Here is a 24,850-nt window from a genome sequence, read left to right on the forward strand (position 1 = left end):
GTGTGAGTGACGGTGGGATCGGCGCGGTTCTCATTGCAGGGCCGACCGCATCAGGCAAGTCCGCTTTGGGCATCTGGTTGGCGGAAAGGCTCGGCGGCGTCGTCATCAACGCCGATTCCATGCAGGTCTATCGTGATCTGCGCACCCTGACCGCCCGCCCGACCCCGGAGGAGGAGGCGGCCGTTCCGCATCGGCTCTATGGCCACGTGGATGCGGCGGTGAATTTTTCCGTCGGACGCTATGTCGCCGATGCCACAGACCTGCTCAAGGATTTGCAGGGCCGGAAAGTGCCGATTTTCGTCGGCGGGACCGGGCTCTATTTCAAGGCGCTCACGGAGGGGCTCTCGGATATGCCTCCGGTGCCCGAGGCAGTTCGGGAGGCTATCCGACAGGACAGCGAGGGGCTGGAAACACCAGAGCTTCACCGGCTTCTCATGGAACGCGATCCCGAAACGGCCGAGACTCTGCGCCCATCGGATCGATTGCGGGTACAGCGGGCCCTCGAGATCTTCGCTGCGACCGGCAAGCCTCTGGTGTCGTTCCACGGTGTTCGCCAGCCCGGGCCTCTGGCGGCAGGCTCCATCATTAAGCTGTTTCTCGCCCCGGATCGGGATGAATTGCGCCGGCGCATCGATGCGCGGTTCGTTACCATGATGGAGAGCGGCGCCCTTGAAGAGGTGAGGGCGCTTGGAGAGCGCCATCTCGATCCGATGCTCCCAGCGATGCGCGCCCACGGGGTGCCGGGCTTATTGGCCTATCTGCGCGGCGAGGTCTCGCGGGAGGAGGCGGTCGCGAAGGGGCAGGCCGATACGCGCCGCTATGCCAAGCGCCAGTTCACCTGGTTCCGTCACCAACTGCCGGATTGGCAGTGGGTCGCGCCCGAAGAGGCATTCGAAGTCGCGATGGCGGCCGTCAATGCCCCGGTGTGCCCGTCGCCATCTGGTAGAAAGTAATGACGATCTCGAAGACGATCAGGATGACGATGATCAATTCGAGGCGTAAGGAGCGTTCCGTGTCGATCAGATCGGTCAGGGCCTGGGTCGTGTCGCCGATCACGTCGAGCTTGCGGTGAAGAGCAGTTGCGCGCTCCCTCAGTTCGTACTCGTCCTCCAGGCGAGCATAGAGGCGCTCCAGATCCGGCCGGTCCCAGAGAACATCAGGCTTTTCCTCGACGGCCACGCGGCCCGAGACCCGCTGCCGGACCAGCAGGGCGTTTCCCACAAGCTTGAGAATCTCGCGCCGTCCGCCAGGGCGCCTGCCTTTCTCGGCCAGAAAACGGGCGAAAGGCTCCATGACGTCGAACACCGCTGCCGCCTCCCGTTCGTCGCGAGAGAGGGCAGCGCTTTTGGCGAGGGCGTCGGTGATCACGATGAGGCGCTCCGTCGAGAGCTGCCGAACGTAGATGGGGCCACCGGGTGGGATCTGATCGTCCTTGTCGGATGAGATCTCGATAACCGCCGTCTCCTCCTCGTGACGGGCGAATTCCCCGACGATCCGCTGGCGGAGACCCCGGATCACCTCGTCCTCCTCCAGGGGCGTGAGGCCGACCAGCACCGCGACGCCGAAGCGGAACAGGGCCACAAAACCCTCCTGGCCCGCCCGGAAGGCGAGGGGAGAGGTCGAGAGAACGTCACTGCGCTCGAGCCCGGCCACGTCCAGCCGGTCGCCCAGGAGAAGGGCGCGAGCCGTGATGCGGGGGCCGCGGATCGGATTTTCAGTTGAGGAAACGGTATCGGTCATGGCAAGCTACTGATAGGTCGTGCATCCTAAGAGCTAGACCTTGAACTGCCAAATGCGAGACGCTTGACCGAATGAAATGCATCGGCTAGCGTCTGCGCAACTTTCGAACCGAAGGCTGCATTTATGCGCAAGCTTATTCTCGTAGTACGAGCGCCATCGACGGAGCGGGGCTAACACCCGCAGGTCCGGCGATGGCGCACAGGCCCCCTCAGGGGCCTTTTTTATTGCCCAGATTTCCACACGACATGAAAAAGTTCAGACGGAGCGAGTGACATGAGCGAGACGATGACGGGAGCCGAGATGGTGATCCGCGCTCTCCAGGATCAGGGGGTCGAACATATCTTCGGCTATCCCGGCGGCGCAGTCCTACCGATCTATGATGCGCTGTTCCACCAGGACAAGGTCCGCCATGTCCTCGTCCGGCACGAGCAGGGCGCCGTTCACGCGGCGGAGGGGTATGCACGCTCCTCCGGCAAGCCGGGTGTCGTCCTGGTGACTTCCGGACCGGGCGCTACGAATGCCGTGACCGGCCTTGCAGACGCGATGATGGACTCGATCCCGCTGGTCTGCATCACCGGGCAGGTCCCGACGCACCTCATCGGCTCCGATGCCTTCCAGGAATGCGACACTGTCGGCATCACGCGCCATTGCACGAAGCACAACTATCTCGTGAAGTCGATCGAGGATCTGCCGCGCGTCCTGCACGAGGCCTTCTATGTGGCGATGAACGGCCGGCCCGGCCCCGTCGTGATCGATCTGCCGAAGGATATCCAGTTCAAGGCGGGCACCTATGTCCGGCCGGCCAACAACCAGCACAAGACATATCATCCGACAGTGAAGGGCGATGCGGAGCGCATCCGCGCCGCCATCGATCTGATCGCCAACGCCAAGCGGCCCGTCTTCTATACCGGCGGCGGCGTCGTCAATTCAGGCCCGCATGCCGCGGCACTTCTGCGCGAGTTCGTGCACCTGACCGGTTTCCCGATCACCTCGACTCTGATGGGTCTGGGTGCTTATCCGGCCTCCGACCCGCAATTCCTCGGCATGGTCGGCATGCACGGCACCTACGAGTCGAACCTCGCGATGCATGAATGCGACGTGATGATCAACATCGGAGCGCGCTTCGACGACCGCATTACGGGACGCCTCGATGCGTTCTCGCCGTATTCGAAGCGCATCCATGTGGACATCGATCCGTCCTCGATCAACAAGAACGTCAAGGTCGATATCCCGATCGTCGGCGACTGTGCGCACGTGCTGGAAGATATGCTCCGCCTGTGGCGGCAGAAGGCACCGCAGGTCGACAAGATCGCCCTCAAGGAATGGTGGGACAAGATCGAGGGTTGGCGGGCGCGCAAATGTCTCGCCTATCGTAACTCGACCGAGACCATCAAGCCGCAATACGCGATCGAGCGTCTCTACGAACTCACCAAGGGCCGCGAGACCTATGTCACCACGGAGGTCGGTCAGCACCAGATGTGGGCGGCGCAGTACTTCAAGTTCGAGGAGCCGAATCGCTGGATGACATCGGGCGGTCACGGCACGATGGGTTACGGCTTGCCGGCGGCGGTCGGTGCGCAGCTCGCCCATCCGGATGCCCTGGTGATCGACATCGCAGGCGAAGCTTCGATCCAGATGATGTTGCAGGAAATGTCTACGGCGCTGCAGTACGATCTGCCGATCAAGGTGTTCATCCTCAATAACGAGTATATGGGCATGGTGCGTCAGTGGCAGGAGCTGCTGCATGGCGGCCGCTATTCGCACAGCTACTCGGAGTCGCTGCCTGATTTCGTGAAGCTCGCAGAGGCCTATGGCGGCGTCGGCATCCGCTGCGAAAAGCCTGCGGATCTCGATGAGGCGATCCTGAAGATGATCAACACGAACCGTCCGGTGATCTTCGACTGCATCGTCGACAAGACGGAGAACTGCTTCCCGATGATCCCGTCCGGGAAGGCTCATAACGAGATGCTGCTCAACGACTATCTCGGCGAGGCGGGAACCGACATCGGCTCCGTCATCGACGAGAAGGGCAAGATGCTGGTCTGATGAAAACCCTGTTTATCAAATCCGGAACGCAACAATCATGAGTCAGATGAGCACCCACTATCCTGGCGCCACCCGCGTCGAGCCCGTCAATCGTCATACGCTGGCGATCATCGTCGACAACGAGCCCGGTGTCCTTGCCCGGATCGCCGGTATGTTCTCAGGCCGCGGCTACAATATCGAAAGCCTGACGGTCACGGAAACCGAGCACGAGGCTCACATCTCGCGCATCACCATCGTGACGACGGGGACGGACAGCATTATCGAGCAGATCAAGAGCCAGCTTTCCCGTCTCGTTCCCGTTCATCGGGTCGTCGATTTGACGATGACGGGTGATGCGGTGGAGCGCGAGCTCTGCCTCGTGAAGGTGGTCGGCAAGGGCGATCACCGGGTAGAGGCGATGCGGCTTGCGTCAGCGTTCGGAGCGCGCACCATGGACGCGACGCTGACATCCTTCATCTACGAGCTCACCGGCACGACCGAGGAGGTCGAGCGCTTCATCAAGCTGATGACGGCCGTGGGTCTCGTGGAGGTCTCGCGCACCGGCGTTGCCGCCATGGCGCGCGGCCCTGGAAGCATGTGAGGTCAGCCTCTGAACTCGCTGACCTTCAGAAACTCTTCCTCCTCAGGTGTCGTCTCACGCCCGAGGATGACGTTGCGATGGGGAAAGCGGCCAAAGCGGGCGATGATGTCGTGATGGTGATGAGCATACTTGACCGAGTCCGGCTCGCCGAGAGTCTCGTTCAGCGCGACCGACCGCTCCTGATGCCGCAGGGACTCGGAATGCATGAAGGGCAGATAGAAGAAGCGACGGAACGCCGGCTCGACGCGCTTGTCGTAGCCCCGCTCGATTGCACGGTCCGCGACCATCACGGCGACCGGATCGGTCTTGTACGCATCGCGGGTGGCGCGAAACATGTTGCGCGGAAACTGATCGAGAAGGAGCACCACGGCGAGCGCGCCATCCGGCGTCAGTTCCCACTCGTTCAGGTCTCCCCGGGCAGCAGCCCGGTAGGTGGACATGAAGCGGTCGCGGCAGGCCTGGTCGAAAGCCTCGTCCTTCGTAAACCATTTATCGGGTCCGGCTTCGCGCCAGAAGTCGAGCACCGTGTCGGGAGAAATGAGCTGTTCCATGAGCCCATTTCTCCACAACGACGACGAGAATTCAATCAGGCGATCGGCTGCGCAACGGCTGGCGCAGACGCAGAGGCGAAGAAGAAGGCCCGTACCAGATTGACAAAGAAGATCACGACGCCGGCCAGGGTGACGAAGGACATCACGATGGCAAGCCCGTGCTGCTCATGTGCGATGGAGTAGTAAATGCCCAGCGGAAAAGCGAAGGCTGCCGATCCGGACAGAAGCAGATGCGCCTTGGCGAGCCAGGAAGCCTGGAGGGTCGGATAAGCCCGATAGATCAGGCCGAACAGGGCGAGGGAGGCCCACCCCAGGAGGTTCAGATGGGCATGGACGGGCGCAAACTGGAAATCGTGCGCTGCAGCCATCCAGATACCGAGAAAGATTCCTATGATGAGGCATATGGCGGAGAGGAGGATGAAAGAGATGTCAATCTTCGGCATGGTTCCCTCTGGAAACAGAATAATGTTTTATTCTGTTAGCGTAAGGGGAGGTGTGACGCAATCGCTATAACGGTTCTCTGAAACGAACGAAAAGAACGGCTTCGCAGCTTCCCTCTGCAACAAAAGGTCGCTAAGAAGCCGCATCCCGCAATGCCCCGATAAAAATGGGGCAAATTCAAGCATTACGAACGTTGAAGGAAAAGGGCAGCCATGCGCGTTTATTATGATCGCGACGCCGACATCAATCTCATCAAGGGCAAGAAGGTCGCCATTGTCGGCTACGGCAGCCAGGGACACGCCCATGCGCTGAACCTGCGCGATTCCGGCGTGAAGAACATCGCCGTGGCCCTGCGCAAGGGCTCCGCCTCGGCTGCCAAGGCCGAGAAGGAAGGGCTCAAGGTGATGGAAGTCGCCGAGGCCGCCAAGTGGGCCGACGTGGTCATGATGCTGACGCCGGACGAGCTCCAGGCCGACATCTATCGCGACGAGCTCCATGGCAACATGAAGGAAGGCGCAGCGCTCCTCTTCGCCCACGGCCTCAATGTCCACTTCAATCTCATCGAGCCGCGCAAGGATCTCGACGTGCTCATGGTGGCACCGAAGGGACCTGGCCACACGGTGCGTTCCGAGTATGTCCGTGGCGGCGGCGTGCCGACCCTGATCGCAATTCATCAGGATGCCACGGGCAACGCCCATGACCTCGGTCTCTCTTATGCATCCGCCAATGGCGGCGGCCGCGCCGGCATCATCGAGACGACCTTCAAGGAAGAGTGCGAGACCGACTTGTTCGGCGAGCAGGTGGTCCTCTGCGGTGGACTCGTCGAGCTCATCAAGGCCGGATTCGAGACGCTGGTCGAAGCGGGCTACGCTCCCGAGATGGCCTATTTCGAATGCCTGCACGAAGTGAAGCTCATCGTGGACCTGATCTACGAAGGCGGCATCGCGACCATGAACTACTCGATCTCCAACACCGCGGAGTATGGCGAGTACGTGACCGGCCCGCGCATCATCACGCCGGACACCAAGGCCGAGATGAAGCGCGTCCTCACCGACATCCAGACTGGCAAGTTCACGCGCGACTGGATGCTGGAGAACAAGGTCAACCAGACGTCGTTCAAGGCGGTCCGGGCTCGCAACGCATCGCATCAGATCGAGGAAGTCGGCGCTCGCCTGCGCGAGATGATGCCGTGGATCAAGTCCAAGGCTCTCGTCGACAAGAGCCGGAACTGATTTCTGCCTAACATCAGGCAAAAAGAAGGGGCGGTTGATCCGCCCCTTATTTTTTGATGCCCCCAAAGAGACAGTCAGGCCACGTGCTGCAGGAGCAATACGATAGCGCTGATAATGCATAAGGCATGTCCCAGTTTGGGATACCGGGGCACGCAGAACTTGTAGATCCCATAGCAAATAGCCAGGGCGAGAAGGAGACCCCAAACGCTTTCGGCCAGCCGACCGATGCCCTCTCGTCCAATGGAGGACGGGGTCTTGCTCCAACTCTCGAAAACCCAGAGCGCCGCGAACGTAATGCCGCCGGTCCACCACCCGAGTTGCTGCCAGGAGGGCAGGAATCCAGGAAGTGCGCCCCCAGCTACTCCAGCCATGGGCTGAAGTGCGTCATCCTCGTCGTACCAATCGTACGTATCTGGCGGGCTCTGTTTCATAACATTGCTTTGACGTAAGGCAATGCTGTTATGTATCACCCGCTGGCGCGGCTGCCACCTGCCGAAACGGAGGGGAAGCCAAAGAAAAATGACGTAACGGCCGATTTGGCGGAATTATTGCGTGTTGCTTTTCGTATTGTTGGCCTTGTTATTGTCTTGCTTGCCCGGATCAAGGTGCTTCTTTGTCGTGCCGCCGGAGCCGCGCGTCATGTCGCCCGGATGATTTTTGCTTTCGGCGGAATTGTCGCCGTGCATCTTGCCTTTCCTCATGAGAGCCTCCTCGGACGATGAGGGGCAATGACATGCCAGACGGATGGTTCCGTTTCGAGAAGCGACCTATTTTCTTAGAAAAAGTAATGCGCCAGCCCGGCTCCCGGCGCGAGCAGCGCGAAGGCCCATACGAAGGCTGAAGCCAGGTTCGCGGCGTGAAACAGAATTGATGGCATGAGAAAGATGCCGGCGACTAGAGGCAGAACCGCCCGTGTAGGACCGAAGAACCTTCCGAAAAAGACCGCCCAAGGACCGAATCGCTGAAAGAAGCGTTCTCCTCGGACAATGAGATGCTGGTTCCGGGACAGAGGCCAGATTCCATAGGCTTCGGTCTTATAATGGCGTCCGATAGCGAAGGAGATCCAGTTGCCGAGGATCGCGCCGACGACAGCACCGGCCCAGGATTCCCAGAATGGGATCTGCGCAGCCGAAATCATGAAGCCGACGCTGACGATGATCGTGGTCGCGGGGAGTATCAGCGATATGAAGGCGAGTGATTCGCCGAAGGTCAGCAAGGCAAGGATCAGCGGCGCATAGTCCCTGTGGGCGCGAATGAAGTCGATCGTCGCATGAGTCAGGCCTTCCAGCATGGTACTCCTATAAGACGCAGCAAATTGGACGCGGGGAGAAGATCGCAGTCCATGCGGCGACATTGCACCGTTGTGATCGATTTCATCACGGCATGCAATTTGATGCGGCCGGGCCGATGCGCTAACCGAGGGCGGTCAGCGGGGCAGGTGCCATGAACGTTCTCTCGATTCAATCCCACGTCGCCTACGGCCATGTCGGCAATGCGTCGGCCGTTTTTCCCATGCAGCGCCTCGGCGTCGAGGTCTGGCCGATCCATACGGTGCAGTTTTCCAATCACACCGGCTATGGCTCATGGAAGGGCCGCGTTTTCGACGGTCCTGCGATCGAGGAGCTTCTGGACGGAATTGCTGACAGAGGTGTGCTCGAACGCTGCGACGGCGTCCTCTCCGGCTATATGGGATCCGCGGATATCGGCAACGCGATTCTGTCCGCTGTTGCGCGCGTGCGGTCCTTAAATCCTAATGCACTCTACTGTTGCGATCCGGTGATCGGTGATGTCGGGCGCGGGGTCTTCGTACGCCCCGGTATTCCAGAGTTCATGAAAGAACAGGCGGTTCCTGCCGCGGACATCATCACGCCCAACCAGTTCGAGCTGGACTACCTTTCAGGGATCGCGACCGAAACGCTCGCCTCGGTCAAGGAGGCAGTCGCTGCCGTGCATTTGCTCGGTCCCAAGGTCGTGCTCGTCACATCGGTCGTGTCCCGTGAGACTCCCGATGATTGCGTCGATCTGATTGCAGGCCAGGGCGGGCGCTTCTGGCGGGTCCGGACGCCGCGCCTCTCGCTCAGTGTCAACGGAGCAGGGGACGCCATCGCCGCCCTGTTCTTCGTCCATTATGCGCGGACACTGTCGGCCGCTAAGGCTCTCGAGGAGGCATCCGCCTCGGTCTTCGGGCTCCTGAAGCGGACCGAGGAGGCTGGATCGCGGGAAATTCTCACCATCGCGGCGCAGGACGAGTTCATCGCGCCGACTTATCGTTACCCGGCCGAGGAGGTCTGATCGATGGCCCGCCGTTTCGTTACCCTCGACGTCTTCACGCATCGTTCGTTCGCAGGCAATCCGCTTGCCGTGGTTCTCGAGGCCGAGGGTCTCGACACGCCAGCCATGCAGGCGATTGCCCGCGAGTTCAACCTCTCCGAGACGGTTTTCGTCCTGCCTCCGGACGATCCGCGCCAGCGGGCGGACATCCGCATCTTCACCCCGGCACGCGAGCTGCCCTTTGCGGGGCATCCGACCGTCGGAACCGCCGTGCTCCTGGCCCTGCTCGATCAGGACGGAGAGCCGGGAGCCGCAGCGTTCGGCTTGAAGGAGAATGTCGGCATCGTGCCGTGTGCCGTGGAGATCGCGAGCAAGAGCGAAGGGCGCGCCCGCTTCAAGCTGCCCCGGCTTCCGTTCGCATGGGGCGAGGGCAAGGAGACGAGCGACTGCGCCTGGGCGCTCGGCCTCGATCCGAAGGAGATCGGCTTCGAGCGCCACGTCCCGAGCCGCCATTCGGCTGGCGTGGCCTACGATCTGGTGCCGGTCGCCTCGCTCGAGATACTGGCACGCGCGAAGCCGCATGCGGAGGCCTTCAACAAGACCTTCGCCGACAGCGATCATCCGGCGGCCTATGTCTATACGCGGATATCAGGCGTTGAGGGGCTGCGCTTCCGGGCGCGGATGTTCGGCCCTGGCATGGGTGTCGCCGAGGACCCGGCGACCGGTTCGGCCGCCGCCGCCTTCGCCGGCGCGCTGATGCAATGCGAGCCTCTTGGCGATGGCGAGCATGACATCATGATCGAGCAGGGTGTCGAGATGGGGAGGCCGAGCGAGATTGCACTTCAGATGACGATCAAAGGGGGAGCGCTTGTCTCTGCCGAAATCGGCGGTCACGCCGTCGTCGTGAGCCGCGGCGAGATCGTGGCATGAGAAGGGAATTGGCAATTACGCATGTGAGGCGCGTCGAGGCGACCTGCGAGCCGTTCACCTGGCGCTGGGCCGAAGAGCACCGCGATGCCATCGCCGAGAACTGGCGGCGTCGCGTGTCAGCGAAGCCTAAGATGTTCAACGGCAAGGTTCTTCTCGTGAGCCAGATCTCGGTGACGCCGGATGTCTGCCGCAACGTCTATTTCGAGACCGACTACGCCAATCTCGTCGCCTGGATCGATATGGGGCACCCAGATCCCACGGTCGCCAATGGATTCGCTATGGCGGCGTTGCGTGGCTCAGACGGCGCCTTCATCTGCGGCGTCATGAGCCATGATACCGTGAATGGCGGGCGGGTGTACTTTCCGGCAGGGACGCCGGACCGGTCGGATCTGCTCCCCGACGGCACGGTCGATCTCGCCTCAAGCCTCACCCGCGAGCTCGCTGAGGAAACCGGCCTCCTGGATGATGACTATCGGGTTTCAGATGAATGGGTGGTCGTGGAGCGCTGGCCGGCCCTTGCCGTCATGCGCTTTGCGACGATGAACGTGCCGGCTGCGGAAGGCGCGGAGATGATCCGCGCCAGAATCGCGACGCAGGAGCATCCGGAGCTCAGTGACGTTCGGGTCATCCGCGGCATGGATGACATCGATCCGAAAGCGATGCCGCTCTTTCTCCAGTCCTTTCTGCGGTGGAGCTTTTCAGCGGATCCGGCCGTCAGCGATAGCCATGCCGGGCTTTGGTCGCGTTGACCATCCGGATCGCTTCCGCGTCGCGGCCAGCGGCGCAGGCGCTATCCGCCTGAGCCAGGTCCTTCTCGACGCCGTTATAGACCGACTGGTTGACATGACCCATGGACAGGTCGTTGTCCATGACGGCGCGATAACGGGCGATCTCTCCCTGGCAGCCCGTGCCTTCGGGCATCCGGAAGCTCGTCGGCGTCACCGTCAGGGTCGCGGCTGACGGGGCAGAGGCCGTTGTCTGGTTGCAGGCCGCCAGCGACAGTGCAGCCACACCGGCCAGGCAAAGGATACGGAAATCGATCGGCATTGATATGAGCTCCCCTTGTGCTTCGCCCTTTCGGGCGTCGTATCCCACATAGAGCAAAGTTCACTGAAGGGGATGCAGGGGAGGAAAAGGTCCTGATACCCGCCTTTAGATCGCAGGCCGGTGCCTCTACAGAGCTTCGATTGTGAAAGTTATTTGAAGTTCTGATGACAGTATCGTTCTTCAATGGTGCGAGCTTACGGCAGAATAAGCATAGTATATACATTAAAAATATTTCTGTAAGTGCGGGTAAAATAAGTAATTCCTAGTCGGCTACGTTTAACCGACGAGTAGGGTATTGATACGCACAAGTGACCAGGGTAACGACACCTGGAAAAATCTGATGAAATTTAGTCTGCGCACCAAGTTCGCTGCCGTGATTGGTTTGGTAGGGCTCGCCGCTCTCTGTCTCGCGGGATTCAGTCAGCTTCAGATGGATCGTGAGTATCAGCGGGCCGGTGCCGTCGAAGCGGCCTGGAACGGCGCCCTGCAGGCTCGGACACTGGCCTTTGCCATCGAGCATGCCGTAGTGATGGCCCATGCGGTCTACAGTGCCGAGGACAAGGATGACGCGCGGTCGAAGTTTCAGTCGCTTGCGACGGCGCTCGAGGCCATTGAACACCTCAGGCCGCCATTCCTGTCGTGGCTCGATGTGGCGGCGCGCTCCCTGACGGAGGCGACGCAGGAAATTGGCTCCGTCGTTGACCTCATCACCGGCATCGCTGCCCAGACGAACCTTCTCGCCCTGAATGCCACGATTGAGGCTGCCCGGGCCGGCGCTGCCGGTCGCGGCTTCGCCATTGTCGCTCACGAGGTGAAAGCACTCGCGACCCAGACCGGCCAGATTGCGGACCAGATCCGTGCGATCAGCGCAGCAGCGAATGCCACCATCCAGGCGATTGCCAAGACAGGAGAGACGATCAAGCGGATCAATGTCATCGCCACAGCGGTGGCGGCAGCGGCCGGCGAGCAGCAGGAAGCCACGCTGCAGATCGCCGAGAGCGTCGCCGGAGCTGTTTCCGCTACTCAGGAGATGGCCGATGGCCTCGCCTCGGTACGGGAAGTCGCCGCGTCGAATGACGCCATGGCTGGGAATGTTCTCACGGTATCGGCCCATCTGGCGGGGACCTCGCAGGAGCTAGGTCGTGAAATCACCGCTTTTCTGGCTCGCGTCAGGGCTGCGTAATCCGGGCGATGGGCGCATGGCGGCGGTTTCGGGTCCGGAACGATAGCGAATGCAGGGACGACGGATTCGTGCGCGGTCAAACCGCCCAAGCTTTCATTTGTTTCAACCGCTTGCCTTCGGAGAAAAGCGTCGGTACAACGGGTCCGGACTGCGACGGACGCGGTCTTCAGGAGGAATGGGACGCGATGTTCATCGGCTCCCACAGCGCCAGGACGATCGGCACCGCTTCGGCGGCCGGTTCCGCGCGCCTCCTTGGTCTCCTTCTCCTTAGTCGCCCCTGAGGGTCGGCTGGGCGCTGTCGCCTGGGCTCTCAGGGGTTCGTGAAGAGAAACCAGCCTGGAGCGCCTATGCCGCTCACCCCGAGAAGGAAGAGATTGATGACCGTTTCCCCCACTGCCGGCTCCTCCAAGGACCGCGTATTGATCTTCGACACGACCCTGCGCGACGGCGAGCAATGCCCCGGCGCGACGATGACTCTGGAAGAGAAGCTGGAAGTGGCCGAGCTGCTCGACACCATGGGTGTCGATATCATCGAGGCTGGCTTTCCCATCGCTTCGAACGGCGATTTCGAAGCTGTGTCCCTCATTGCCAAGCAGGTGAAGCGGGCGACGGTTGCGGGTTTAGCTCGAGCTATCACGGCCGATATCGCACGGGCCGGTGAGGCGGTACGCGAAGCGCAGCGCCCGAGAATCCACACCTTCGTCTCCACATCGTCGATCCACTTGGCGCACCAGATGCGCAAGACCGAAGAAGAAGTGTTGGAGATCATCACCACCACGGTCGGCCAGGCGCGCAATCTGGTCGCGGACGTGGAATGGTCGGCCATGGATGCCACGCGCACCGGAATTGAATATCTCTGCCGCTGCGTCGAGGCCGCCATCAAGGCCGGCGCCACGACGATCAATCTGCCCGACACGGTGGGCTACGCGACGCCCGACGAGTACCGCGCCATGTTCCGCGCCGTCCGCGAGCGCGTCCCCAATGCCGACAGGGCGATCTTCTCCGCTCACTGCCACAACGATCTCGGTTTGGCCGTCGCCAATTCTCTTGCGGCACTGGAAGGCGGCGTGCGTCAGATCGAGTGCACGCTGAACGGCATCGGTGAGCGCGCCGGTAATGCCGCGCTGGAAGAGATCGTCATGGCGATCAAGACCCGCGGTGACGTGCTGCCCTACGAGACTGGCATCGAGTCCGCGATGCTGACCCGCGCCTCGAAGCTCGCATCGGCTGCTACGTCCTTCCCGGTGCAGTACAACAAGGCCATCGTCGGCCGGAACGCCTTCGCGCACGAGAGCGGTATTCATCAGGACGGCATGCTCAAGCATGCCCAGACCTATGAAATCATGACGCCGGAGAGCGTCGGCGTCACGAAGACCAGCCTCGTCATGGGCAAGCATTCGGGCCGCGCTGCCTTCCGCAACAAGCTGGACGAGCTGGGCTACAAGCTTTCCGACAACCAGTTCCAGGACGCCTTCGAGCGTTTCAAGGAACTCGCCGACCGCAAGAAGCACGTTTACGACGAGGATATCGAGGCTCTGGTCGATCAGAACATTGCGATGGCTCATGATCGTATCAAGCTGGTCTCGCTCTCGATCGTCGCCGGCACGCGGGGCCCGCAGCGCGCCACCATGAAGCTCCAGGTCGATGACCGCATCATCACCGAAGAGCAGGAGGGCAACGGCCCGGTGGACGCCACGTTCAACGCCATCAAGGCACTGGTACCCCACGAGGCCGCGCTCGAACTCTATCAGGTTCACGCGGTGACCGAGGGAACCGACGCTCAGGCCGAGGTTTCGGTGCGCTTGTCCGCCGATGATCGCAGCGTGACGTCCCGCGCCGCCGATCCCGATACGCTGGTGGCCTCGGCCCAGGCTTATCTGGGCGCCCTCAACAAGCTCCTGAGCCGCGGCGCCCGTTTGCACGCGCAAGCTGCGGAATAGCCGGGCCGCTGAGGCATCACTTTTTCAAATACTCACATCTGGATCTCGGAATGCCCCGAGATCCAGATGTGAGGCATGGGATCTCAACTCCTACGAGAGCATTGTCGCCGGAGCCGAAAGATCCACCACGCCCTGCACGAGCATGATCGTGCCGATTGCTGCAACGAGCCCGGCCGAGGCGAGCGGAAGGCGGCGGAGCACACGATCCGAGAAACTGATCCGTTTCGAGGCATGCTGCACGCCCCATGCGGCTGCGACGCCGACCGTCACCATGGTGATCGCCAGTCCGAGGCTGAAGGCGGCGACGGTGGCTGCGCCGAGTGTGACTTGTCCGAGCTGAAGGCAGATCAGCAGCACGGTGATCGAGGCCGGGCAGGGGATCAATCCGCCGGTGATGCCGAAGAGTGCGATCTGCCAGGTCGTGACCTGATCGCCGTTGGTGGCGAGTTGGCGCGCGATCTGATCGGCATGTTCGCGTTCGTGAGCGTCTTCGTCAAAATGCGTATGGTGATGACCGTGCGCGTGCTCACTGAAGCTAAGCGCGTATGCATGGGCGTGATTGCCATGCGAAAGTCGCAGGCGAACTGTGAACTCGTGCGGTTCCGGAATCTCCCTTAAGGATTCAAGATATCCTTCACGTTCGACGAAGCTGAACCGCTCACCCGAGCCATCTCCGCGATCGGTCTCGACGGCGACATCGGCGGTCTTCCATGTTTTGCCGCTCAGCGTACGCAGGCGCCAGCGGGGCGGCACGTTGTCCTCGAAGATCGAAAGCTCCACGGCGCCGTGGCCGGTATCGACGATCCGAGCCTCGTCGTGATGATGGTCGTGGGGACGTTGATGCCCAAACCAGCCGAGGCTGCGACCCGTGCGCCAGAGCATCCACGCGGCGATGCTGAGGATGATCATTCCAGAGGCGATCAGCAACCACGCCTCGAAATGCGAATTCAGGATTTCGCGCCCAAGCGACAGGCCGAGCATGGCCACGATCCAGACGATCAGCGAATGGGAGAGAGCCGCGCAGATGCCGAGCAAAGTTGCTTGTGCGATGGTGCCGCGGATGGCGACGATGTAGGCCGCCATCATCGTCTTTGAATGGCCGGGCTCCAGCCCATGCAGTGCGCCGAGGAGAACGGCAAGCGGCAGGTAGAGCCAACCGTTGCCGCCGGATTGGAGAATCTGGGCGATATCGGGCATCGGGATCTCAAAGATACTTGGTCAGGGTCTTGAACTCTGCGAGAGCGGCTTTTGCCCCACGGCCGTTCTGGCCGGCGGCATCCTCTAGGCAATGGTCGATATGGTCCTGAATGAGCTCTCGCTTGGCGCCGGCGATCGCCTTTTCCACGGCATGAAGCTGCTGGGCGAGATCGGCACAGGGACGACCGGCCTCGATCATTTGAATGACGGAAGCGAGGTGGCCATGCGCCCGCTTGAGGCGCGCGATGATGTCGGGATGGCTTGCATGGATCATGTTGATGTCCTATCCCCCCGGAGGGGATATTTCAAGGGAACGGGTGGAGGATGGCAATGATGGCGATTGTCGCGGTTCGGGTGAATTGATGGAGCATGCGGCCGAATATGCCGGCCTGTTCGGTGTCGCCTTCCTGTCGGCGACGATTTTTCCATTTCAGTCCGAAGCGGTGCTGTTCGGCATGCTTCTCGCCGGGCGTTATCACGTAGGGACACTGCTCGTTGCGGCCAGCCTCGGCAATATCCTCGGCTCATGCCTCAATTGGCTCCTCGGGCGATTCATCTCTCGTTTCGAGGGACGACGCTGGTTTCCCGTCACCAAGGATCAAGTCGCCAGGGCAGAGCGCTGGTATCGCCGCTATGGGCGCTGGTCGCTGCTATTGTCATGGATGCCGGTCATCGGCGACCCGCTCACCGTCGTCGCGGGCGTCCTGCGGGAGCCCTTCCTCGTCTTCGTCATCCTGATCGGAATAGCCAAGACTCTTCGATACTTGGCCGTCGCCGCGCTCGCACTCGGCTGGATGTAGTTTCAGGTCTCTATGCGGCGGCAATTATCGGTGCGCAGCTGCAGATCACATCAGGGTTCGGGATTCCACGTGGCGCGTGTTGCGCCGATCCCTCAAGCTCGCGCCGATCCTTCACCTTCGCGCGCCAGGCCCCGCCTGCCGTCAGCACCCGTTGCAAATGCCACGGTCGACGAGATTGTCGATCTCGCGGTTCATGCGGTCCATTTCGCCGTCGGCAACGGAATCGATCGACGAGAAGTCATTTCCAGGTTCGGTAAAGACCTCTCGTTCGAGTTGTCGCTGAGACGGGATCCGAATTTCTCCGGAGGCTGTGAACGGATCGGCGCCACGCTGCGCCGAGGTGGGTGCCGCAGCGATCATGACGCCGAGTATCGTCGCCAGAAACGCGAGCTTCATGGTTCCTCTCCCTGGATAACGGAACATAGGATGCACCTCGGTTCATTTCCTGCATAGCGGCAGAGGCGTGCTTGATCGATGGGGACGAGGACTGAACAAATTGCGACAGAGCGCCACTTTCTGCCCCGTGCGGGGCTCCTCTGGGTGAGCGGCGTATGTCAATGCGGGCTCACGAATGGTCGGGCACCGGGATCGGCGCCATCGGCTTGATGTTCGACAGCACAAAGCTCGACCGCACGTCGGCCACGCCGGGAAGGGTGAGCAGGCGATTCATGGTGAACTCGCCGAAGCTCTCGATATCTCTTGCGACCGCATGGACGAGCAGATCGATCTCGCCTGCAAGGGCATGGCAGGCAATCACCTCTTCGTAGCCCTTCAGTCGTTCTACCAGCCGCGTGCGCCAGCCGGGCTCCGACTGTTCCAGCTTGATGAACACGAAGGCCTCGACGCCGAAGCCGAGGACCTTGCGGTTGACCATGGCACGGTAGCCCTCGATCACTCCGTCTTCCTCCAGAGCCTTCAGGCGCCGCAGGCACGGAGAAGCCGCGAGACCCACCTTTTCCGCGAGCGCGGAATTGGTGATGCGGCCATCGCTCTGCAGGATGCGGAGAATACGACGGTCGGAAGGAGAGAGGGGGCGCTGCATCGCTGCCTCATGTCGATTATGGGTCATTATCTGACCTTAACGGGACAAGAGTGGGAACAAAACGGCGAATCATGACGATAAGGGGGTGATATCCTCGGACCAGCACCAGAGGAGACGGCTATGAATTCCGCGACCGGCAGCGATGATCCCCGGGACTACTTGGTATCTCAAGGCTTCGAGAACTACACAGACACAGATCATGCCACCTGGAGAACCCTGGCGCGGCGTCAGCGGGAGATTCTCAAAGGGCGTATCGCAGACCAATTCCTGGAGGGCCTGGACCGTCTCGGTATAGGGGAAGAGGGAATTCCGGACTTCCGCGTCATGAACCAGCGTCTAAAGAACGCGACAGGCTGGGAAGTAGTGGCGGTGCCGGGGCTAATCCCGGATCTCGCCTTCTTTCGGCTCCTGGCTGCCCGCAAATTTCCGGCAGGCTTCTGGATCCGCAAGCCGGAGCAGATCGACTACATCGAAGAGCCCGACATCTTTCATGACGTGTTTGGCCACGTCCCATTGATCATGCAGCCGATCTACGCGGACTACCTTGAAGCATACGGCAGAGCGGGTCTCGTGGCGGCCGAGCATGGAGCATTGAAGCGTCTGGCGCGGCTCTACTGGTATACTGTGGAGTTCGGCCTCGCTCAGACGCCCGAGGGACTGCGGATCGTAGGCGCCGGAATCGCGTCCTCCCCTGGCGAGACAGTTTTTTCCCTCGACAGCCCCTCTCCGAACCGTGTGGCCTTCGACCTCGGCCGCGTCATGCGGACCCTCTACCGGATCGACGACTACCAGGAGACCTATTTCGTCCTCGATGGCATCGAAGCTTGGCCGAGCCTCGACCTCGACCGCCTGCTCCCCCTCTGGCGTGACCTGGAGGCGCAGGAGGACATCAAGCCGGGCGATCTCCAGCCGGAAGACCGGGTGCTGTCGCGCGGGGATGGGAGCTATCATCGCGCCAAGCCGAAATCGGCGGCATGAGTATGCAAAAACCTCTCTGAATGGGGTAGACAGCAGCCGTGCCGTTTGTTACACGCACGACCTCTTCGGCGGACAACGCATCGCCGAATTCGCTTCGGCGACGGGTGTATAGCTCAGTTGGTAGAGCAGCTGACTCTTAATCAGCGGGTCCAAGGTTCGAGTCCTTGTACACCCACCATTTCTTCCTTGAGAAATAAGGCTTTCAAAGAAGTCGGGGGCGTTGCCATTGGCGACGCATTGCCAAAATAGAGGCCCTGGTTGCCAAACTGCGTTCGTCAGCTGTTCTTGACGAGGCGGTGCACCGTCCCGCCAAACAATTGCTTCCGCGTATCCTGCCAACCTGCCTCGAGCTTCTTCATAGCGTTGACCGCCAGTCGGCGCTTGTTCACGTCCTTCGAGTAGTGCCGCATGGGGGGCCTTCTCCGCCTGGCTGAAATCATCGATCAGGGACTGGGCGTATTCGGTCTTGAAGTCGATGACACGCGCAAAGGTCCCCCTCAGGTGCGGATAGTTTTCGTCAAACCTTGAGGCGATGAACTGCGCGTGATCGTGGTTCTTGGCGAAGACGATGGTTTTCCCGATGCGGTCGCCATTGGCCACCTTGAGGCTGTGGGTCATCAGGTGTTCAAGCACCTTGTCGACCGTGTCCTTGTTGAACAGCCACTTGTTAACGGCGGCAGCCTCCGCAAACGCCCCTGGTTGAAGTGGAAGGCAAGCCGCCGGGAGTGGCTGCCTTGGGCTATCCCTTGACGGCTCCCATGGTGAGACCGCTCACGACATAGCGTTGGAAAATCATCGTCAGGACAAGGGCAGGCGCCATGATCGCAACGGAGGCTGCCATGACGCCGCCCCAGTCGATATCGGCATAGGAGAGGAAGTTGAACACGGCGATCGGAAGCGTTCTGGTCTTCTCCATGCTGAGCACCTGGGAAAAGAGGAAGTTGTTCCAGGAGAAGATGAAGGCCAGGGTCGTGGCCGTGATGATGCCGGGTCCAGACAGGGGAAGAATGATTCGGAGGAAGATGTAGTTGCGCGATGCGCCATCGACCATCGCCGATTCCTCGAGCTCCATGGGAATGGTCTCGAAGTAGCTCGACATGATCCAGACCACGATGGGAAGAGCGATCAGAACGTGGCTCAGCACCAGCGCGACGTAGGTGTCCATGAGGCCGAGGCGGGAGAAGATGATGTACCAGGGCATCAGGAAGGAGATGCCTGGCATCAGTCGCGCCAGCAAGATCGTCAGCGCGAGCCGCCGTTGCGAGAAGCGGGCGATGGAATAGGCCGCCGGAAGACCAAGCAAGAGCGACACGCCCACGGCGAAAACAGCCACGATGGTCGAATTGAAGAAGTACCGGATGAAATCCTGCTCTGCGAAAACCTTGTAATAGTTCTGGGTCGTCGGGCTGAAGACGAATTTGGGCGGCCAGGCGACGATGTCCACCTGGGTCTTCAGCGAGGAGATCAGCATCCAAAGGAAAGGCATCAGGACGATTGCCGCCAGCAGGACGACCGCGCCGTAAAACAGAATCTTGAATCCAACTTTTTTCATGATCGATTCCTGCCTCGCGCTGGATCCGCCGTTCAGGCTGCCGTTCGCTTGCTCAGCCGTGTGATCGCCACGCTGCACGCAAGTACGATGAGAAAGAGCACCACCAGGATGACGGCGGCCTGCCCCATGCGGAAATACTCGAAGCTGTATTTGTAACCGATAAGGTTGAGCGTCTCCGAGGCGTAGCCCGGGCCTCCGCCTGTCATGGCGAAAATGATGTCGAAGGTCTTGAGGGCATCGATCAGGCGCAGAATGACGGCCGTGACGATGACCGGCATCACCATCGGGATCGTAATGAGCCGGATAATCTGCCATTCGCTTGCGCCGTCGATCCGCGCGGCCTCTGCCGGCTCGTCGGAAAGGGCCGCGAGGCCGGCGAGCACGATCAGCGTGATCATGGGCGTCCATTGCCACACGTCCACGATCACGAGGGAAAACAGCACGGTGCGGGCATCGGAAATCCAGGAACTGGCCGGCAGCCCGAGCGATTCCAGAACATAATTAGCCAGCCCGATCGTCGGATCGTAGAAAAGGTTGAACACGATTCCCACCGCGACCGGTGTCGCGACCAGAGGCAGGAGAAGCAGCAGTTTCACTAGGTTCCGACCCACGAAGACGCGGTTCAGCAACAGAGCGGCCGCCACTCCTAGTACGGCCTCTACCGCCACGGCCGAGATGGTGAAAACCATCGTGCGCCACAGCGCCTGCAGAAAGCGCGGCTCGACCAACACCTGACCGTAATTGGCGAGGCCGACAAATGACGGCGCTGCGCCTGACGTCAGCGTCCAGTTCGTCAGGCTGATATAGGTGGTGTAGAGGACCGGGAAGACCATCAGCAGCGCGACGAACAGGATCGCCGGCAGGGGATAGATCCAACGGATATTGCTGTCCGCGTAGCTGTTATGGGTCATGAATTCCAGACGGGTGCAAGCGCTAGGTATTTCGGATCAATGCCGCGCCGCTCTGGAGCGGCGCGGCACTTCGGGCTCTTATTGCCCATACTCGCCTGTGTCGCGCAGCAGCGTGTTGACCTTGGCGGCACGGTCCTTTGCCATCTCGTCGATTTGCGGCGACGCGCCCTTGGTGTTGATCGATTCAATAATGATCTCACCGATCAGGTCGCGGGCCTCACCGACGGCACTCATGAAGGGCCTGTCGGTCGGAACGCCGTTCTTTGCCACGAACGCACGCGTCTCGACGAGGCCGGGATCGACCTTGGCCACGACAGCCGGATCCTCCCAAACGGAAGTCCGTGCCATCGTGATGTTGGCGACCATCGCCTTGGCCGCGAGTTCCTTGCTGGTGGCCCACTCGAGGAAGGTCTTCGCCAAGTCCTTCTTCTTCGACTGGCTCGCCATGGCGAGCCCCCAGGAGGTCGCGTAGAAGGGGGTATTGGTCTTTGGTCCGGCCGGGAAGTTGGCGATCCCGATCTTGTCTGCTCCGAGCGACGTCTTTGCCGGATCGGTCAGCTGGCCATAAAAGACGGAGGCATCCGTCCACATCGCGATACGACCGGCCTGGAACAGCGGCAGGATGTTTTCCCACGACATCGACGTCACACCGCGGGGACCGTAGCTCCCGACGACCTTGCCGTAAAAGCGGAAGCCGTCGACGGCCTCTTTCGAGTCGAAGACCGCTACGCCCTTGTCGAGATACTGACCGCCGAAATTATAGATGTAGCTGGAGAGCTGCGTCACGGCTGCCGCGCCCTTGCCGCGGGAAGCGAGGCCCGCAACACCGCCGGTATTGAGCTTCGCCGCAGCGGCCTCCAACTCGTCGAAATTCGCCGGGACCTTGATGCCAGCGGCGGCAAGAAGATCCTTGCGATAGAACAGAACCTGCCATTCGGTGACCAGCGGAACGATGTTCGGCTTGCCGTCGTATGTAACAATGCTCACCGTATTGGCCGGGTAATCCGAGAAGTCATAACCGGCCAAGGGTTCATACCACTTGTTTTTTGCGAAGAGCTTTCCGTCCTGCAACGGTCGCGTCATGAACACATCGACCGACGACGAATTCGTGGCGAACTCGGTGGTCAATTTGGTCGTGAGCTGGCTTTCCTGCAGGCTCTCCACATTGACCTTGATGCCGCTCTGCTTCTCGAATTGGGGAATCTCTGCCTTGAGGATGTCGCCATACGGATGATTGGCCAGAAGGACGCGTATTTCCTTCGTCTGGGCCTGCACCCCACCGCTTAGGCTCAGTCCGAGGGCCAGGGTCAGGCCGAATTTCAAAGTCGTTCTCATTTTTCCTCCCATTAAAGCGGTAAATCCGTACGCCTGCATGTCGCCGGATTCCGTAACAGACAGCCTGGCGGGCAATCACTGCAGGTTTGCGTGCAGTTCATACTGCTGCATACCTGGAGCAGCAAGCTGCTGCTGCAAGCGTGCCATACCAGCGCCACCATGTCCTTCAAGCTTGTCGCCGGCGTAATGCGTCGGTCCGAGCGGCGTCTTGGCGCCCGCTTCGGCCATCTGGAGCTGACAACCGACGGTCTGTGCAAGATTGGCAGTATTCTCGCTCGGATACCGGCCTAAGTGCCCGCTACGCTGAACAATGCACGAAGCTGGTTGGACGTTGATGGGGTTAGCCTCGACCTTCGCGATTAACCGCGCGGGGTCACCTCGGCCGAACGGAGCGGTTCCAGCGGTAGTGCGCCGCTGCCTGATTTGGAAATACATTTGATCGGGCCCACCCAAACGACGGGTCCGACTGAAAGGTTTCCTAGGATCACAAGCGGACATTGAGCAGAGGCAAGTCTAGGATGAGCCACAAGCTGTATATTCCGACAGTATCGCGGCTTTGTGATTGTGTTGCTTTATGCATGCGCGGAGCGTCATTGACGCTTACCCGACAGAGGTAGGGAGGAGATCCTGCATTGTCGCGGCGGGTGGGTGAAGCCCCCGGAGCAATTCAGCCCTGTGCCGGCCTTGGCCAGGCCGGCGCGCGCATCAAACGGCTGAGAAATTGAAGGCCCCAAGAAGCAAGACCGGACTACAATTACCAAGGCTGATGGATCGCATTCCATCGCTTCATTGGCTTTCGGAAGACGTGGCTGGTAGGAACGGCCGAGCCTCATCCGCCTTCGGAGCCTGCTATGCCCCGCTTCCCGTACGAGACTGTCGATGTCTTCACTGACCGCCCCTTCGGCGGCAATCCGCTCGCTGTCTTCACCGATGCACGCGGACTTTCCGACGTGCAGATGCAGGCGCTAGCAGCGGAGATGAATTACAGCGAGACCACGTTCGTCCTGCCAGCGGATGATCCGGCCAATGACGCGCGTGTGCGCATCTTCCATCGCACAGCCGAAATGCCGTTTGCCGGCCATCCCAACGTTGGCACGGCCTGTGTACTGGCGCGCCATGGCCGCGACCGCGACGGCATACTGCGCTTCGAGCAGATGGCTGGCCTCGTCGAAATCGCAGTGGAGCGTGATGCGACCGGAGCGGTGACAGGCGCAGTGATCGCGGCGCCGCAGGCCTTGTCTTTCGGTATCGAATTGCCGGCCGATGAGATCGCCGCCTGCGCCGGCCTTGCAGTCAACGATATCATTACAGCGGCCCACAATCCGGTACAGGCCTCGGTCGGTGTCAAGTTCGTGCTGTCGCAGGTCGCGCCCGAAGCTCTCGCCGGAGCCACGCCCGATCTCACGGTTTTCCGCAAGCTCGTGCGGCAGCGTAGCGAGCTGGCCGGGCGCTTGTCGCTGTTCTTATATGCGCGTGATGGCCAGACCATCCGGGCACGGATGTTCGCACCTCTCGCCGGGACTTGGGAGGATCCGGCCACAGGTAGTGCAAGCGCCACGCTCGGCGCGCTGCTGCTCTCGCTCGACGGCGGAGACGAGGCGGCCTTCACCATTACACAGGGCGTCGAGATGGGACGGCCAAGCCTGCTCAAGGTGACGTCGCGGCGCTCCGAGGATGGCTTCCACTCCCGCGTCGGAGGCAGCTGCGCTCCGATGTTTAGGGGCGAAGCGCAGCTCTAGGCGGTCTCAAAGTTGCGTGTTTGATCGTGTGGGAAATCTGGCTTGGAATATCCTAATGCAGGTCGTCAGCCCTCAACTTACTGGCGCTTCTCTAGGAGGGCGATCTGGAGCTTTTCCATCCAAGCCCGAACGTTCGATGCTTAGCTTCAGTCGCGTTGAGCGGGGCCGCATGGTTTCTCCTGGCTCCAGTCTAGGGACTGCTCTCCTCATTCTCGCATGCCTGACCGCAAGGGGAGCCCGCGCTCAGGATCTAGCCAGACAGGCAACCGTGATCGATGGCGACACGATCGAAATCCACGGGCAGCGCATCCGTCTGAACGGAATCGACGCTCCGGAAAGCCGTCAGGCATGCCCGGGCAGAAACCGGAAAGAGTACCGGTATGGTCAGAAGGCTGCCGTTGCTCTAGCGGATGAAATTGGAAGAGCAACGGTCACTTGCAGGCAAACAGATACTGACCGTTATGCGCGTATCGTGGCTACTTGCTTCAGGAGGCGGGCGGACTTGAATCAGTGGATGGTTCGGCAGGGGTAGGCGATCGCACATCGTCGCTTCTCGACAGAGAACATATCAGACGAGGAGGCTGGCCTCCGTAACAAGGTGGCATCCGGGAAGGTTCCTTCATCTCTCCGGATGAATGGAGGAAAGGCAGGCGAAGCCCCTCATGAAAAGGGCGCGAAACTCTCTGGCAGTTGGAAGACCCATCACTCCCTCTGCATGTTGGTAGTGATCGCGAACTGAGGTAGGTTGAATATCTCGAGTTGTCGCGCCATGCGGATGAAGCGTCCAGAGCGATTCAGCCCTTTGTCGGCCCCGGCCAAGACTCATTATCGAGCTCACTGCGTTCCTCGATTATCATACCTGCTCGTCGCCTTAGGCCGCTCAGGTAGGTGAGTGATGCGGGATGTATGCTTTGCCATCCTTGCCAACCCAATGAAGCTCCTGCGATCCGCGTGGAGATCCCGGTACTGTCCTTGCTATTGCTATCAGTGGCGTGCTTATTTTCCCGATCATTCGGATTGGTGGTTACTCAGTCCGGATGACGAAATCTGGCGCCGATAGCTGTCTGTCAGTCCGCAGAGATTGATCGGACGTAGCGGCAGATCGTTGGAGGAAATCGCGCGTGCTCAGGATTGTATCGGTTTTGATGTTTGCCGCGGCTGCTGTTTCGAGCAAAGGAGCTGTAGCGCAACAGCCACCCGTTACCATCGTGTATCACGACACGGCCTTGGGAATATCGTTTCGCCATCCACAGGACTGGCGGGTTGAGAGGCTACAGTCACCAGCCGCGAATCACCTTGCGCTCCGAGCAGACGATGGATCAGGTGCTTCTTGCG

The 24,850-nt window shown here is 60.7% G+C and carries 29 protein-coding genes and 1 tRNA gene; 14 read left to right on the plus strand and 16 right to left on the minus strand.

The features are described 5' to 3' along the window. The first annotated feature begins 2 nt into the window (after window positions 1-2). Window positions 3-953, plus strand: coding sequence for a tRNA (adenosine(37)-N6)-dimethylallyltransferase MiaA (gene miaA / locus K9B37_RS02995; protein WP_224311322.1), 951 nt, complete (start codon window positions 3-5; stop codon window positions 951-953). Here the strand turns inward: miaA and K9B37_RS03000 are convergent. Continuing rightward, window positions 913-1,740 (minus strand): RMD1 family protein, encoded by an 828-nt coding sequence (locus K9B37_RS03000; RefSeq protein WP_224311323.1) that lies wholly within the window; start codon window positions 1,738-1,740, stop codon window positions 913-915. The genes miaA and K9B37_RS03000 overlap by 41 nt on opposite strands. A gap of 273 nt (window positions 1,741-2,013) precedes the next feature. Between K9B37_RS03000 and K9B37_RS03005 the strand changes: the two genes are divergently transcribed. Further along, window positions 2,014-3,786 carry an acetolactate synthase 3 large subunit gene (locus K9B37_RS03005; protein ID WP_224311324.1) on the plus strand — a complete coding sequence of 591 codons (1,773 nt, stop codon included), beginning with the start codon at window positions 2,014-2,016 and terminating at the stop codon, window positions 3,784-3,786. A gap of 37 nt (window positions 3,787-3,823) precedes the next feature. Next, window positions 3,824-4,366, plus strand: coding sequence for an acetolactate synthase small subunit (gene ilvN / locus K9B37_RS03010; protein WP_224311325.1), 543 nt, complete (start codon window positions 3,824-3,826; stop codon window positions 4,364-4,366). 2 nt (window positions 4,367-4,368) lie between these two features. Here ilvN and K9B37_RS03015 read toward each other — a convergent pair whose 3' ends face one another. Together K9B37_RS03015 and K9B37_RS03020 are read right to left on the minus strand one after the other, a co-directional pair. Beyond that, window positions 4,369-4,917: a DUF924 family protein gene (locus tag K9B37_RS03015; RefSeq protein WP_224311326.1), complete on the minus strand. Its 549-nt coding sequence runs from the start codon at window positions 4,915-4,917 to the stop codon at window positions 4,369-4,371. 35 nt (window positions 4,918-4,952) lie between these two features. Then, on the minus strand, window positions 4,953-5,360 hold the full coding sequence (locus tag K9B37_RS03020; RefSeq protein ID WP_224311327.1) for a hypothetical protein: 408 nt from the start codon (window positions 5,358-5,360) through the stop codon (window positions 4,953-4,955). 210 nt (window positions 5,361-5,570) lie between these two features. Here K9B37_RS03020 and ilvC point away from each other — a divergent pair, with 210 nt between their 5' ends. After that, entirely contained in the window at window positions 5,571-6,590 is a 1,020-nt protein-coding gene (ilvC, locus tag K9B37_RS03025; protein ID WP_224311328.1) for a ketol-acid reductoisomerase, read from the plus strand. Between the two features lie 74 nt (window positions 6,591-6,664). Here the strand turns inward: ilvC and K9B37_RS03030 are convergent, their stop codons facing one another. The 3 genes from K9B37_RS03030 to K9B37_RS03040 all read right to left on the minus strand — a co-directional run bounded on the left by K9B37_RS03030 (window position 6,665) and on the right by K9B37_RS03040 (window position 7,881). After that, window positions 6,665-7,021 (minus strand): hypothetical protein, encoded by a 357-nt coding sequence (locus K9B37_RS03030; protein WP_224311329.1) that lies wholly within the window; start codon window positions 7,019-7,021, stop codon window positions 6,665-6,667. A gap of 114 nt (window positions 7,022-7,135) precedes the next feature. Continuing rightward, window positions 7,136-7,291, minus strand: coding sequence for a hypothetical protein (locus K9B37_RS03035; RefSeq protein WP_224311330.1), 156 nt, complete (start codon window positions 7,289-7,291; stop codon window positions 7,136-7,138). A gap of 74 nt (window positions 7,292-7,365) precedes the next feature. Further along, complete coding sequence (locus K9B37_RS03040) at window positions 7,366-7,881, minus strand: DedA family protein (protein ID WP_224311331.1); 516 nt, start codon at window positions 7,879-7,881, stop codon at window positions 7,366-7,368. 152 nt (window positions 7,882-8,033) lie between these two features. On the opposite strand from K9B37_RS03040, the gene pdxY reads away from it, so the two are divergent. The 3 genes from pdxY to K9B37_RS03055 are packed head-to-tail and all read left to right on the plus strand — an operon-like array spanning window position 8,034 to window position 10,540. Further along, window positions 8,034-8,882, plus strand: coding sequence for a pyridoxal kinase PdxY (pdxY, locus tag K9B37_RS03045; protein ID WP_224311332.1), 849 nt, complete (start codon window positions 8,034-8,036; stop codon window positions 8,880-8,882). A gap of 3 nt (window positions 8,883-8,885) precedes the next feature. After that, window positions 8,886-9,791, plus strand: coding sequence for a PhzF family phenazine biosynthesis protein (locus K9B37_RS03050; RefSeq protein WP_224311333.1), 906 nt, complete (start codon window positions 8,886-8,888; stop codon window positions 9,789-9,791). After that, complete coding sequence (locus tag K9B37_RS03055) at window positions 9,788-10,540, plus strand: NUDIX hydrolase (protein ID WP_224311334.1); 753 nt, start codon at window positions 9,788-9,790, stop codon at window positions 10,538-10,540. Before K9B37_RS03050 ends, K9B37_RS03055 begins: the two co-directional genes overlap by 4 nt. Here K9B37_RS03055 and K9B37_RS03060 read toward each other — a convergent pair. Continuing rightward, window positions 10,506-10,838, minus strand: coding sequence for a hypothetical protein (locus tag K9B37_RS03060; protein ID WP_224311335.1), 333 nt, complete (start codon window positions 10,836-10,838; stop codon window positions 10,506-10,508). The genes K9B37_RS03055 and K9B37_RS03060 overlap by 35 nt on opposite strands. 340 nt (window positions 10,839-11,178) lie before the next feature. Here K9B37_RS03060 and K9B37_RS24565 point away from each other — a divergent pair, with 340 nt between their 5' ends. Together K9B37_RS24565 and K9B37_RS03070 are read left to right on the plus strand one after the other, a co-directional pair. Further along, complete coding sequence (locus tag K9B37_RS24565; protein ID WP_255616380.1) at window positions 11,179-12,021, plus strand: methyl-accepting chemotaxis protein; 843 nt, start codon at window positions 11,179-11,181, stop codon at window positions 12,019-12,021. A 377-nt stretch (window positions 12,022-12,398) separates the two neighbouring features. Beyond that, window positions 12,399-13,961, plus strand: a complete 1,563-nt coding sequence (locus K9B37_RS03070) for a 2-isopropylmalate synthase (protein ID WP_224311336.1) — start codon at window positions 12,399-12,401, stop codon at window positions 13,959-13,961. Between the two features lie 90 nt (window positions 13,962-14,051). Here K9B37_RS03070 and K9B37_RS03075 read toward each other — a convergent pair whose 3' ends face one another. Both K9B37_RS03075 and K9B37_RS03080 read right to left on the minus strand, forming a co-directional pair. Further along, window positions 14,052-15,158, minus strand: coding sequence for a HoxN/HupN/NixA family nickel/cobalt transporter (locus tag K9B37_RS03075; protein WP_224311337.1), 1,107 nt, complete (start codon window positions 15,156-15,158; stop codon window positions 14,052-14,054). Window positions 15,159-15,165: 7 nt separating this feature from the next. Then, window positions 15,166-15,432 (minus strand): metal-sensing transcriptional repressor, encoded by a 267-nt coding sequence (locus K9B37_RS03080; protein WP_224311338.1) that lies wholly within the window; start codon window positions 15,430-15,432, stop codon window positions 15,166-15,168. A gap of 88 nt (window positions 15,433-15,520) precedes the next feature. On the opposite strand from K9B37_RS03080, the gene K9B37_RS03085 reads away from it, so the two are divergent. After that, window positions 15,521-15,958: a YqaA family protein gene (locus K9B37_RS03085; protein WP_224311568.1), complete on the plus strand. Its 438-nt coding sequence runs from the start codon at window positions 15,521-15,523 to the stop codon at window positions 15,956-15,958. Between the two features lie 141 nt (window positions 15,959-16,099). Here the strand turns inward: K9B37_RS03085 and K9B37_RS03090 are convergent, their stop codons facing one another. Both K9B37_RS03090 and K9B37_RS03095 read right to left on the minus strand, forming a co-directional pair. Next, the gene (locus K9B37_RS03090; protein WP_224311339.1) at window positions 16,100-16,354 is read right to left on the minus strand and encodes a hypothetical protein; all 255 of its coding nucleotides are present in this window, start codon (window positions 16,352-16,354) and stop codon (window positions 16,100-16,102) included. A gap of 169 nt (window positions 16,355-16,523) precedes the next feature. Continuing rightward, complete coding sequence (locus K9B37_RS03095; protein WP_224311340.1) at window positions 16,524-17,000, minus strand: Lrp/AsnC family transcriptional regulator; 477 nt, start codon at window positions 16,998-17,000, stop codon at window positions 16,524-16,526. A 120-nt stretch (window positions 17,001-17,120) separates the two neighbouring features. Between K9B37_RS03095 and phhA the strand changes: the two genes are divergently transcribed. Both phhA and K9B37_RS03105 read left to right on the plus strand, forming a co-directional pair. Continuing rightward, window positions 17,121-17,978 carry a phenylalanine 4-monooxygenase gene (gene phhA, locus K9B37_RS03100; RefSeq protein WP_224311341.1) on the plus strand — a complete coding sequence of 286 codons (858 nt, stop codon included), beginning with the start codon at window positions 17,121-17,123 and terminating at the stop codon, window positions 17,976-17,978. 102 nt (window positions 17,979-18,080) lie between these two features. Then, a tRNA-Lys gene (locus K9B37_RS03105) sits at window positions 18,081-18,156 on the plus strand. Between the two features lie 97 nt (window positions 18,157-18,253). On the opposite strand, the gene K9B37_RS24570 is transcribed toward K9B37_RS03105, so the two are convergent. The 5 genes from K9B37_RS24570 to K9B37_RS03125 all read right to left on the minus strand — a co-directional run bounded on the left by K9B37_RS24570 (window position 18,254) and on the right by K9B37_RS03125 (window position 22,004). Further along, entirely contained in the window at window positions 18,254-18,388 is a 135-nt protein-coding gene (locus tag K9B37_RS24570) for a hypothetical protein (RefSeq protein WP_255616381.1), read from the minus strand. A gap of 329 nt (window positions 18,389-18,717) precedes the next feature. Continuing rightward, window positions 18,718-19,530 (minus strand): carbohydrate ABC transporter permease, encoded by an 813-nt coding sequence (locus K9B37_RS03110; RefSeq protein WP_224311342.1) that lies wholly within the window; start codon window positions 19,528-19,530, stop codon window positions 18,718-18,720. Between the two features lie 32 nt (window positions 19,531-19,562). Continuing rightward, window positions 19,563-20,441 (minus strand): carbohydrate ABC transporter permease, encoded by an 879-nt coding sequence (locus tag K9B37_RS03115; protein WP_224311343.1) that lies wholly within the window; start codon window positions 20,439-20,441, stop codon window positions 19,563-19,565. Window positions 20,442-20,519: 78 nt separating this feature from the next. Further along, window positions 20,520-21,776: an ABC transporter substrate-binding protein gene (locus tag K9B37_RS03120; protein WP_224311344.1), complete on the minus strand. Its 1,257-nt coding sequence runs from the start codon at window positions 21,774-21,776 to the stop codon at window positions 20,520-20,522. A 75-nt stretch (window positions 21,777-21,851) separates the two neighbouring features. Next, window positions 21,852-22,004, minus strand: a complete 153-nt coding sequence (locus tag K9B37_RS03125) for a hypothetical protein (RefSeq protein ID WP_224311345.1) — start codon at window positions 22,002-22,004, stop codon at window positions 21,852-21,854. 623 nt (window positions 22,005-22,627) lie between these two features. Between K9B37_RS03125 and K9B37_RS03130 the strand changes: the two genes are divergently transcribed. Together K9B37_RS03130 and K9B37_RS24840 are read left to right on the plus strand one after the other, a co-directional pair. Beyond that, a complete protein-coding gene (locus tag K9B37_RS03130) occupies window positions 22,628-23,515 on the plus strand; it encodes a PhzF family phenazine biosynthesis protein (RefSeq protein ID WP_224311346.1) in 888 nt (295 codons plus the stop codon). A 169-nt stretch (window positions 23,516-23,684) separates the two neighbouring features. Then, window positions 23,685-24,047: a thermonuclease family protein gene (locus tag K9B37_RS24840; protein ID WP_224311569.1), complete on the plus strand. Its 363-nt coding sequence runs from the start codon at window positions 23,685-23,687 to the stop codon at window positions 24,045-24,047. Window positions 24,048-24,850 lie beyond the last annotated feature (803 nt).

The organism is Microvirga puerhi, from assembly GCF_020089865.1.
GTDB lineage: Bacteria > Pseudomonadota > Alphaproteobacteria > Rhizobiales > Beijerinckiaceae > Microvirga > Microvirga puerhi.